Origin of the sequence: Roseomonas sp. 18066, assembly GCF_902706185.1 — a bacterium.
Classification (GTDB): Bacteria; Pseudomonadota; Alphaproteobacteria; order Acetobacterales; family Acetobacteraceae; genus Pseudoroseomonas.
In genome coordinates, this window is record NZ_CACSJM010000195.1 from 1 (window position 1) to 9,611 (window position 9,611).

Below are 9,611 nucleotides of genomic sequence, written 5' to 3' on the forward strand. Positions count from 1 at the left end.
GATCAGAGAAAGGGCGGGATCGACTCGGGCGCGAATCGAGCGGGCGGGGTCGTGGCGAATCGGGAATGGTTCCGAAATGGTCCGATTTCGGCGAGAAACCTCAAAACCTGTGCGATTTGTCTCGGAGCGGAAGCCTTGCCGTTGGCGGAGGGCTGCTTTCGCGGCTGTGATTTCCGTAAACGCCTCGTCAATGCGAGGTTGTGCTGCCGCAAGCCGAGACAGCCCCATGTTGCCGATCCACGCAGCTCTTCGCGCCGTGCCGACGCCAATGGGGGGCCGCGCATGTCGCCGCTGAGCACGCTGGAGGGGGTCGCCGCCCCGGCCGGCCTGCCGGAAGGGCTGATCGCCGGGCACCTGCTGCGCGAAGGCCTGGTGCCGATCGCCACGCCGCTGCCGCCGCTGCTGCCCGCCATCGTCCCGGCGGGGCCGCAGCACCTGGCCGGCATGCTGGAATTGTTCAACGAGATCGTGGCGAGCAGCACCGCCGTCTATGCCGACCTGCCGGAGACGCTGGAGCAGCGCGCCACCTGGCTGGCCCAGCGGCAGGAGCGTGGCCATCCGGTGCTGGTGGCCGAGGCGCTGGATGGCAGCGTGCTGGGCTTCGCCAGCTTCGGCGATTTCCGCGGCTGCTTCCCCGGCTTCCGCCACACCGCCGAGCATTCGGTGCATCTGCGCCCCGCGGCGCGCGGCCAGGGCCTGGGCGGGCGGCTGGTCGAGGCGCTGCTGCGCGAGGCGCGGGCGCAGGGGCGGCATGCGATGATGGCCTCGATCGACAGCGGCAATGCGCCGTCGCTGCGGCTGCATGCGCGCCTGGGCTTCCGCGAGGTCGGCCGGCTGCCGCAGGTCGGCGCCAAGTTCGGCCAGTGGCTGGAGCTCGTGCTGATGCAGAAGCTGCTGGACGAGCGGCCGACCCCCGAGAGCTAGGCCGGAAGCAGGATCGCGACGAAGACCGCGATCAGCCCCGCCAGCGACACCGTCCAGGCCAGGCTGCGCAGCCAGGGCACGCCCGCGGCGTAGAGCGGCAGATGCGCCAGCCGGCCGATCAGGAAGGCCCAGGCGCCGAGCTGGGTCAGCGCGCCCTCCCGCCCGGCGACATGGGCGACCAGGATGGCGGCGGCGAACAACGGCAGCGTCTCGAACAGATTGGCCTGGGCGCGCTGCAGCCGGGCGGTGACCAGCCCCGGCGGCGGCGCCGGGGCGTCTCGCGCGCCGGCATTGTAGGCGAGGCCGGCCTCGCGGTTGCGCGCCATCGCCGGCAGCAGCACCTGGACCAGCCCGAGGACGAGGCTCCAGCCCAGCAGGGTCAGCTCGATGGTCATGGCCAGTCTTCCTGTGCGCGGCGGCGCCAGGGGGAGAATGCCCCAGGCGGCGTGGTGTTGCGCGCGGAAAGAAAGGCCGGCGGCGGGCGGGAAGGCGCCCGCCACCGGCTTCCGGCGCCGCCGCCGCCGAGGGAGGGCCAAGCGGCAGCACGCGCCAGGGTGGACCCCCCGGCGCGGCGCGCCGGGGAGAATGGAAGAACGATCAGCGCCAGGTGGCGATGTCGATCACCTCCGCCGCCGGCAGCCGGGCGACGGGGCCGAGGGCGGTGGCGCGGCCGGTCTCCAGCGACAGGCTGTGCAGCGTGCCGCCGGCCAGCAGGAAGGCGGTGTTGGCGCCGGCCGCGTCGGTCAGGATGTCGAAGGCGACGCCCGGCGGCAGCGAGCCGGCGATCTCGCCCTTCGGCTGCTGCACGCCGTCATTCGGCGGCGCCTGCAGGTTGAGCTGGCGCAGCAGCGTGTCGATGGTGAACAGCTGGGTCGCCGTGGCGCCCTTGACGCTGTTGGTATAGGCGCCGGCGGCGATGCGCGGGGTGGTCTCGGCCAGCGGCCCGGCCTGGTACTTCAGCGAGCCGTCGCGGGTGACGGCGCCGGTGTCGGGATGGATGCGGAAGCTGGTGCCGCTCAGCCCCATCAGCCGCAGCCGGTCGGCCATCGGGTTGAAGTCGACCACGGCGCGGCCGCCGGAGACGAAGGGCTCCGACAGGCGGGCGACCTGGGTGGCGGCGCCGGTCGCCGGGTCGATGGTGACGATCTGCCCGGCATCGCTGACGCCATAGAGCTTGCCGTCCGACGGGCGCTGGTCGATGCCCAGCAGCTTGCCCTCGACGCCGCGGATGGCGACCGGGCGGGCGGCCTGGCGGGTCTCGCTGTCGATGCTGACCAGGTGGTTGTCGGCGGTCAGGCCCAGCAGGGTGGCGGCGCTGAGCGGGGCGGCGCCGAGGCCGAGCAGGGCGGTCGCCGCCAGCAGCAGGGGTCGCAGGGACATGGGAAGCTCCTTGGACGCAAGCCGGGGCGGGATGCCCCATTATCCGCCTTACGGAGCAGCAGGGCGGCTGGACGCAGCCGGCGCCGGATTTTTTTCAGGCGGCCGGGGCGGCCTCAGCTTTGCGTTGACGCAGTGCAGCATCTTTCGGTAAAAGCCCGCCTCCCCAATCCTGCCAAGCCCGAACCGGCGCAGCCCTGATCAGCGCCGGAGGCGCCGCCTGACCATGTCCATCACCTTCGCCGAGCTCGGCCTCGCCGCCCCCCTGCTGCGCGCCCTCGACGAGGCCGGCTATGCCCGCCCGACGCCGATCCAGGCGCAGTCGATCCCGCTGCTGCTCGAGGGGCGCGACCTGCTGGGCATGGCGCAGACCGGCACCGGCAAGACCGCCGCCTTCGCGCTGCCGCTGCTGCACCGGCTGGCCGCCGATCCGCGCCCCGCGCCCAAGGGCGGCGCCCGGGTGCTGGTGCTGGCGCCGACGCGCGAGCTGGTCTCGCAGATCGCCGACGGTTTCTCTCAATTTGGCCGGCACCAGGCGCCGAGCGTCGCCACCATCTTCGGCGGCGTCAGCCAGTTCCACCAGGTCAATGCGCTGCGCGAGGGCGTCGACATCATCGTCGCCGCCCCGGGCCGGCTGCTGGACCTGATCGGCCAGGGGCTGTGCGACCTGTCGCAGCTGGAGGCGCTGGTGCTGGACGAGGCCGACCAGATGCTCGACATGGGCTTCGCCAAGCCGATCGAGCGGATCGTCGCCACCCTGCCGCGCGACCGCCACACGCTGCTGTTCTCGGCGACCATGCCGAAGTCGATCGCGGCGCTGGCCGAGAGCCTGCTGCGCGACCCGGCCAAGGTCGAGATCGCGCCGCCCTCGACCACCGTCGACCGCATCGAGCAGTCGGTGATGTTCGTCGACGCCGCCGACAAGAAGGCGGCACTGCTGTCGCTGCTGGCGACGCCGGGCATCGGCCAGGCCGTGGTCTTCACCCTGCAGAAGAACATCGCCAACGAGGTCTGCGCCTTCATCACCGAGGCGGGCATCACCGCCGAGGCGCTGCACGGCAACAAGTCCCAGGGCCAGCGGGAACGCGCGCTGGACGCCTTCCGCGCCGGCAGCGTGCAGGTGCTGGTGGCGACCGACATCGCCGCCCGCGGCATCGACGTCGACACCGTGACGCATGTCTTCAACCACGACCTGCCGGCGGTGGCGGAAAGCTATGTCCACCGCATCGGCCGCACCGGCCGCGCCGGGCGCAGCGGCTTCGCCATCACCCTGTGCGATGCCGAGCAGCGCGCCTGGCTGCGCGACGTGGAGCGCGACATCGGCCGCGCCCTGACCGTGCAGGCCGACCATGCCTGGCATTCGGAAGCGGCGCGCAACTCGACGATGCGCCCGCCGGTGCTGGGCGGCGGCCCGGTCAAGGAGATCAAGCCGCAGCTCAAGCGCGAGCGGAAGATCTGGACCGAGGAAGAGAAGCTGGCCGCCCGGGCCTCGGCCAAGGCGGCCTGAGCCCCGCCAACCGCTGCCGGGCCGCGTGATGCGCGGCCCGGCCAGCCTGTGCTAGCTGCCCACCGCCGCCGCCAGCCGGCCGATGAACAGGATCGGCCCGCTCGGCCGCGGGTTGGGCGAGCCGCCCGGCGGTTCCAGCGTGATCTCGATCAGCATGCCCGGGCTGGGCGCCACGCGGCCGGCGGCGATGCTGACCGCGCCGGAGGGCGGGATCAGCCCGAGCGAGACCGGCGCCGTCGCCCCCTGCGGCAGGGCCCAGAGCTGCAGCACGCGGCCTTCCGGCGCCGGCTGCGGGTTGAGCGCGGCGAGCCGCAGCCCGCCGCCCTCGGCCTGCACCAGCCAGGCCGGCTGGTCCTGCCGCGACAGCAGCACGGTCATCAGCTGCGGCGCGGGCGTGGGCTGCAGCCAGAGGAACAGCGCCAGCCCGGCGGCGATGGCCGAGGCCCCCGCCGCCCAGGCCGGCCATATCCAGTTTTTTGCCCGGTGCAACGGCACCACCACGGGGGCGGCGAGCGACGCCTCGATCCGCGACCACAGGCCGGCGGGGGGTGTCGCCGGCGGGGCCAGGGAAGACAGCGGCGCCAGGCGGGCTTCCCAGCGGGCGATGGCGGCCTGCAGCGCCGGGTCGGGATCGGCGGCGACCGCGCGGGCGGCGCCGGCCTCCAGCGTGCCGAGCACGTATTCGCCGGCCAGCTCCTCGATCTCGTCGGGGGTCATGCCAGGCACCCCCGCAGCTGCGCCAGGCCGCGGCGGATCCAGGCCTTCACCGTGCCCAGCGGCAGGTCCAGCTTCGCCGCGATCTGGGCGTGCGACAGGCCGTGGACGAAGGCCAGCAGGATGCCGCGGCGGCGGCTTTCCTCCAGCGCCAGCAGGCAGTCGCGCAGGCGGCGGCCGTCATCGGCGGCGGCGACCTGGGTCAGCGCCTCGGCCTCGACCGGGATATCGCCCAGCGCCGGGTCGTCGGACGGGATCTCGCGCCCCTGGCGGCGGGCGATGTCCAGCGCGGCATGCCGCACCACCGCCCCGGTCCAGGCCGCCGCCGCGCCGCGCGAGGCGTCGAACTGCCCGGCCCGGCGGGCGATATTGAGAAACCCGTCATGCAGCGCGTCGGCCGCGCGGTCGCGGTCGCGCAGCAAAGCGAGGGCGATGCCGAACAGCCGCGGCGCCTCGCTGTCGTAGAGCCCGCGCAGCGCCGCGCGGTCGCCGCCGGCGATGGCCGCGAGCTGCGCGGCGATGTCCATGGCTCAGCCCGCCGTCCCTGCTTCGCGCTTCGCTTCCCGGCGGCGGCGGTGCAGGACGAACTCGGTATAGCCGTTGGGCTGCGTCGCGCCCTCGAAGACCAGGTCGCAGGCGGCCCTCCAGGCGGCGCCGTCATAGCCGGGCGCCATCGCGCGATAGGCGGCGTCGCCGGCATTCTGCTGGTCGACCACGGCGGCCATGCGGCGCAGCGTGTCGGTCACCTGGTGCTTGGTGACCACGCCGTGGCGCAGCCAGTTGGCGATGTGCTGGGCGGAGATGCGCAAGGTCGCCCGGTCCTCCATCAGCCCGACATCGTTGATGTCCGGCACCTTGGAGCAGCCGACGCCCTGGTCGATCCAGCGCACGACATAGCCGAGGATGCCTTGCGCGTTGTTGTCGAGCTCCGCCTGCACATCGGCCGGCGCCCAGTTCGAGGTCGACAGCGGGATGGTCAGGATGTCCTTCAGTTCCGCGCGCGCACCACCCGCCAGAAGCGCCTCCTGCCGGGCCGCGACATCGACCTCGTGGTAATGCATCGCGTGCAGCGTCGCCGCGGTGGGCGAGGGCACCCAGGCGGTGTTGGCGCCGGCCCTGGGGTGGCCGATCTTCTGCGCCAGCATGTCGGCCATCCGGTCCGGCATGGCCCACATGCCCTTGCCGATCTGCGATTTGCCGCGCAGCCCGCAGGCCAGGCCGGTGTCGACGTTCCAGTCCTCATAGGCGCGGATCCAGGCGGCGCCCTTCATGTCGCCCTTGCGCAGGACGGGGCCGGCCTCCATCGCCGTGTGGATCTCGTCGCCGGTGCGGTCGAGGAAGCCGGTGTTGATGAAGGCCACCCGCCCGGAGGCCGCGCCGATGCAGGCGCGGAGGTTCACCGTGGTGCGGCGCTCCTCGTCCATGATGCCCATCTTCAGCGTGTTGGCGGGCAGGCCGAAGGCCGCCTCGATGCGGCCGAAGAGCTCGTTGGCCCAGGCCACTTCCTTCGGCCCGTGCATCTTCGGCTTGACGATATAGACCGAGCCAGCGCGCGAGTTCAGCCGCTTGCCGCGGATGTCGTGCAGCGCGATGGCGACGGTGACCAGCGCGTCCAGGATGGTCTCCGGCGTCTCGGCGCCGTCGACGGTGACCGCGTCGGTCATCATGTGGTGGCCGACATTGCGCACCAGCATCAGGCTGCGGCCATGCAGGGTCAGCGTGCCGCCCGACGGCGTGGCGTAGTCGCGGTCCGGGTTCAGCCGGCGGGTGATGACCCGGCCGTCCTTCTCCAGCTTCGCCTCCAGGTCGCCCTTCATCAGGCCGAGCCAGGCGCGATAGACCTCGACCTTGTCCTCGGCATCCACGGCGGCGACGGAATCCTCGCAATCCATGATGGTGGAGACGGCGGATTCGAGCACGACATCGGCGATGCCGGCCGGGTCGTGCTGGCCGATCGGATGGGCGCGATCGAGCTTCAGCTCCAGATGCAGCCCGTGATTGGCCAGCAGGATGGCCTCCGGCGCCGCGGCCGCGCCGCGGAAGCCCACGAACTTCTCCGACTCCCGCAGCGCCGTGGCGCCGCCATCGGCCAGGCCGACCACCAGCACGCCGCCGACGACAGCCAGAGAAGAAACATCGGCCCAGGACCCGCCCAGCAGCGGCGCCGCCTGGTCGAGCACGGCGCGGGCGCGGGCGATCACCTTCTCGCCGCGGGCGCGGTTGAAGCCCTTCCCGGCGGCGAGCGCCCCTTCCTGCGGGATGGCGTCGGTGCCGTAGAGCGCGTCATAGAGGCTGCCCCAGCGCGCATTGCCGGCGTTCAGCGCATAGCGCGGGTTGTTCACCGGCACGACCAGCTGGGGCCCGGCGATGCTGGCGATCTCGGGGTCGACATGGTCGGTGGTCACCGCGACCGCGCCCGGGTCGGGCAGCAGGTAGCCGATGTCGCGCAGGAAGGCCGTGTAGGGGGCGGCATCGACGGGCCGCGCCGGATGCGCGCGGTGCCATTCGTCGATCTTGCCCTGCAGCGTGTCGCGCTCGGCGAGCAGGGCGGCGTTGCGCGGGGCGAGATCGGCCAGGATGCCGGCATAGGCTTCCCAGAAGGCGGCAGGCTGGACCCCGGTGCCGGGCAGGGCCTCGGCCTCGACGAAATCCTTCAGCGGCTGCGCCACCTGCAAAGACCCGATCGTCACCATGGCATTCCTCCGCGTTTGAACCTTCGGGCGGAGTTAACCTGCATCGGTGGGGAGGGGGAAGGGGGCAGCCCGTCTGGCCCGGGTATCGCCTGCCACCCGGCGCTGCCCTTGAGGCGGCCGTTGATCAGAAAAAAGAAGGGGGTTCGGGGGAATTCATTCCCCCGACCTTCTTGCCCCTGGCCTGCAACGGGTCGAGGCTGCGCGCCGAACGATGCCGAGAGACCTCATCCCATGACCCTTTCCACCGAGCCCCCGGTTTTCACCACCCAGCACTGGCAGGTGACCAAGCCCGTGGCGCGGGGCAAGCGGGGCATGGTGGCCAGCCAGAGCCGGGCCGCGGCCGAGGCCGGGGTCGCGGTGCTGGAGGCGGGCGGCAACGCGGCCGATGCGGCGGTCGCGACCGCTTTCGCGCTGGCGACGATGGAGCCGTGGAATTCGGGCCTCGGCGGCATCGGCTTCGCGCTGTTCCACAAGGCGGGCAGCCCGACGGCGGAGCTGCTGGATTTCGGCCCCGTCGCCCCGGCGGCCAGCGACCCGGCGGATTATCCGCTGACCGGCAAGATGAAGCAGGACCTGTTCTCCTGGCCGGAGGTCGAGGGCGACCGCAACATCCACGGGCCGCTGTCCTTCGTCATCCCCTCCTCGGTCGCGGGCTACGGCACCATGGCGGAGCGCTTCGGCACCGGCATGCCGCTGGCCGAGCTGCTGGCGCCGGCGGTGGCGCTGGCGAAGCGGGGCCTGCCGCAGGACTGGCACACCACGCTGAAGATCGCCAATTCGGCCAAGGTGCTGCGGCTCTATCCGGAGAGCGCGCGGATCTACCTGCCGGACGGGCTGCCGCCGGTCGCCCCCTACCAGGGGTCGCCGGGCTTCTTCCCGCTGGGTCGCCTGCCCGAGACGCTGGAGCGGCTGGCGGCCGCCGGCTGGCGCGATTTCTACGAGGGCGATGTCGCGGCCTCGATCCTGGCCGACATGAAGACGCTGGGCGGGCGCATTTCCGAGGCCGACCTCAAGGGCTGCAAGGCCGTGGTGCGGCCGGCGCTGTCGATCCCCTGGCGCGGCGGGCTGACCCTGCAGGGCGCCGGCGGCCTGACCGCCGCGCCGACGCTGGCCAAGGTGGTGGCCGAGATGGCCAGGCTGGACCCCGGCGCCACCCCCGACGCCGTCTGGTTCAGCGCGCTGGCGCGGGCCATGCGGGAGGCCTATGCCGAGCGGCTGACCGGCCTCGGCGCGGGCGCCGAGCTGGTCGGCGCCGAGCCGTCGGAGACCTGCACCACGCATCTGACGGTCGTCGATGCCGAGGGCAACATGGTCTCGATGACCACGACGCTGCTGTCCTCGATGGGCAGCCGCGTGGTGCTGCCGGGCAGCGGCGTGCTGATGAACAACGGTATGATGTGGTTCGACCCGCGCCCTGGCTCGGCCAATGCGATCCGCCCCGGCGCGCGGCCGCTCTGCAACATGTGCCCGGTGACGGTGGCCGATGCCTCCGGCCCGATCCTGGCCGGCGGCGCCTCGGGCGGCCGGCGGATCCTGGCCGCCGTCTACCAGGCGCTGGCCTTCAGCCTGGATTTCGGCATGGACCCGGAGGCCGCGGCGCATCACCCGCGCATCGACGTCTCGGGCGCCGAGGGGGCGACGGCCGATCGCCGGCTGCCGGTCGACGTGCTGGCGGCGCTGCAGGCGCAGGGCGGGCTGACCACGGTCGAGCATGCCGTGCTGCCGGTGAACTTCGCCTGCCCGAACTTCATCCGGAAGGAGGGGGAGGGCTTCGCCGGCGTCAGCGACGTGATGACCCCGGGCTCGGCCGCCATCGCCGCGCATTGAGGGCGCGGCCATGACCGAAGGCCGCCTGCCGGTCACCATGCCGGAGGAGATCCTGCTGCTGACGCTGGACGACGCCACCGGCCGCCCGGTGGGCACGGCCGGGGTGGCGGCGGACCTGGCCATGGCCGGCGCCATGCTGATGGAGCTGGCGCTGGCCGGGCGCATCGACAGCGACCCGGACCAGCTCTACCAGACCGATGCCGCGCCGCTGGGCGAGGCGCCGCTGGACGCGCTGCTGGCGCGGATCGGGGCGCAGGCGCCGCCGCAGCTCAGCCGCTGGTGGATGGAGACGCTGGCGAAGGAGGCGCCGAAGCTGCGCGCCGCCTGGCTGGAGCGGCTGGTCGGCCGCGGCATCCTGAAGCGCGAGAAGGGGCGGGTCTTCTGGGTCTTCCCCGACCACCGCTATCCGAAGCTGGACGACCGCGCGACGCAGGAGGTGCGCGCCCGGCTGCGCGGCGTGATCCTGGCCGACGAGATCCCGGAGCCGCGGGATGCCATGCTGATCGGGCTATGCCGGATCACCGGGCTGATCCCGCTGCTGCTCTCGGCGGACGAGATGGCCCGGGCCG

The 9,611-nt window shown here is 72.8% G+C and carries 9 protein-coding genes; 4 read left to right on the top strand and 5 right to left on the bottom strand.

Annotated features, from left to right (window positions below; translation table 11 throughout):
* The first annotated feature begins 282 nt into the window (after positions 1 to 282).
* Positions 283 to 924, top strand: coding sequence for a GNAT family N-acetyltransferase (locus tag GVN67_RS26040; protein ID WP_160000238.1), 642 nt, complete (start codon positions 283 to 285; stop codon positions 922 to 924).
* Here the strand turns inward: GVN67_RS26040 and GVN67_RS26045 are convergent.
* Both GVN67_RS26045 and GVN67_RS26050 read right to left on the bottom strand, forming a co-directional pair.
* Positions 921 to 1,319: an MAPEG family protein gene (locus GVN67_RS26045; protein ID WP_160000239.1), complete on the bottom strand. Its 399-nt coding sequence runs from the start codon at positions 1,317 to 1,319 to the stop codon at positions 921 to 923. The two genes, GVN67_RS26040 and GVN67_RS26045, sit on opposite strands and share 4 nt — an antisense overlap.
* 202 nt (positions 1,320 to 1,521) lie before the next feature.
* Complete coding sequence (locus GVN67_RS26050) at positions 1,522 to 2,304, bottom strand: DUF4394 domain-containing protein (protein ID WP_160000240.1); 783 nt, start codon at positions 2,302 to 2,304, stop codon at positions 1,522 to 1,524.
* Between the two features lie 223 nt (positions 2,305 to 2,527).
* Here GVN67_RS26050 and GVN67_RS26055 point away from each other — a divergent pair, with 223 nt between their 5' ends.
* Positions 2,528 to 3,808 (top strand): DEAD/DEAH box helicase, encoded by a 1,281-nt coding sequence (locus tag GVN67_RS26055; protein ID WP_160000241.1) that lies wholly within the window; start codon positions 2,528 to 2,530, stop codon positions 3,806 to 3,808.
* Positions 3,809 to 3,859: 51 nt separating this feature from the next.
* Here the strand turns inward: GVN67_RS26055 and GVN67_RS26060 are convergent, their stop codons facing one another.
* Genes GVN67_RS26060 through GVN67_RS26070 form a run of 3 tightly spaced genes read right to left on the bottom strand, consistent with a single transcriptional unit; the run spans position 3,860 to position 7,215 of the window.
* Positions 3,860 to 4,525, bottom strand: coding sequence for an anti-sigma factor domain-containing protein (locus GVN67_RS26060; protein WP_160000242.1), 666 nt, complete (start codon positions 4,523 to 4,525; stop codon positions 3,860 to 3,862).
* Positions 4,522 to 5,049 carry a sigma-70 family RNA polymerase sigma factor gene (locus tag GVN67_RS26065; RefSeq protein ID WP_160000243.1) on the bottom strand — a complete coding sequence of 176 codons (528 nt, stop codon included), beginning with the start codon at positions 5,047 to 5,049 and terminating at the stop codon, positions 4,522 to 4,524. Before GVN67_RS26065 ends, GVN67_RS26060 begins: the two co-directional genes overlap by 4 nt.
* A 3-nt stretch (positions 5,050 to 5,052) precedes the next feature.
* Positions 5,053 to 7,215 carry a malate synthase G gene (locus GVN67_RS26070; RefSeq protein WP_160000244.1) on the bottom strand — a complete coding sequence of 721 codons (2,163 nt, stop codon included), beginning with the start codon at positions 7,213 to 7,215 and terminating at the stop codon, positions 5,053 to 5,055.
* 231 nt (positions 7,216 to 7,446) lie between these two features.
* Between GVN67_RS26070 and GVN67_RS26075 the strand changes: the two genes are divergently transcribed.
* On the top strand, positions 7,447 to 9,042 hold the full coding sequence (locus GVN67_RS26075; protein WP_160000245.1) for a gamma-glutamyltransferase: 1,596 nt from the start codon (positions 7,447 to 7,449) through the stop codon (positions 9,040 to 9,042).
* 10 nt (positions 9,043 to 9,052) lie between these two features.
* Positions 9,053 to 9,611: GPP34 family phosphoprotein (locus tag GVN67_RS26080; RefSeq protein ID WP_160000246.1), on the top strand; the 559-nt coding region annotated here is incomplete at its 3' end.

Bases quoted from the DNA above. Each gene is read 5' to 3' on its own strand.
- GVN67_RS26040 (WP_160000238.1), top strand. From the start codon at position 283: ATGTCGCCGCTGAGCACGCTGGAGGGGGTCGCCGCCCCGGCCGGCCTG.
- GVN67_RS26045 (WP_160000239.1), bottom strand. From the start codon at position 1,319: ATGACCATCGAGCTGACCCTGCTGGGCTGGAGCCTCGTCCTCGGGCTG.
- GVN67_RS26050 (WP_160000240.1), bottom strand. From the start codon at position 2,304: ATGTCCCTGCGACCCCTGCTGCTGGCGGCGACCGCCCTGCTCGGCCTC.
- GVN67_RS26055 (WP_160000241.1), top strand. From the start codon at position 2,528: ATGTCCATCACCTTCGCCGAGCTCGGCCTCGCCGCCCCCCTGCTGCGC.
- GVN67_RS26060 (WP_160000242.1), bottom strand. From the start codon at position 4,525: ATGACCCCCGACGAGATCGAGGAGCTGGCCGGCGAATACGTGCTCGGC.
- GVN67_RS26065 (WP_160000243.1), bottom strand. From the start codon at position 5,049: ATGGACATCGCCGCGCAGCTCGCGGCCATCGCCGGCGGCGACCGCGCG.
- GVN67_RS26070 (WP_160000244.1), bottom strand. From the start codon at position 7,215: ATGGTGACGATCGGGTCTTTGCAGGTGGCGCAGCCGCTGAAGGATTTC.
- GVN67_RS26075 (WP_160000245.1), top strand. From the start codon at position 7,447: ATGACCCTTTCCACCGAGCCCCCGGTTTTCACCACCCAGCACTGGCAG.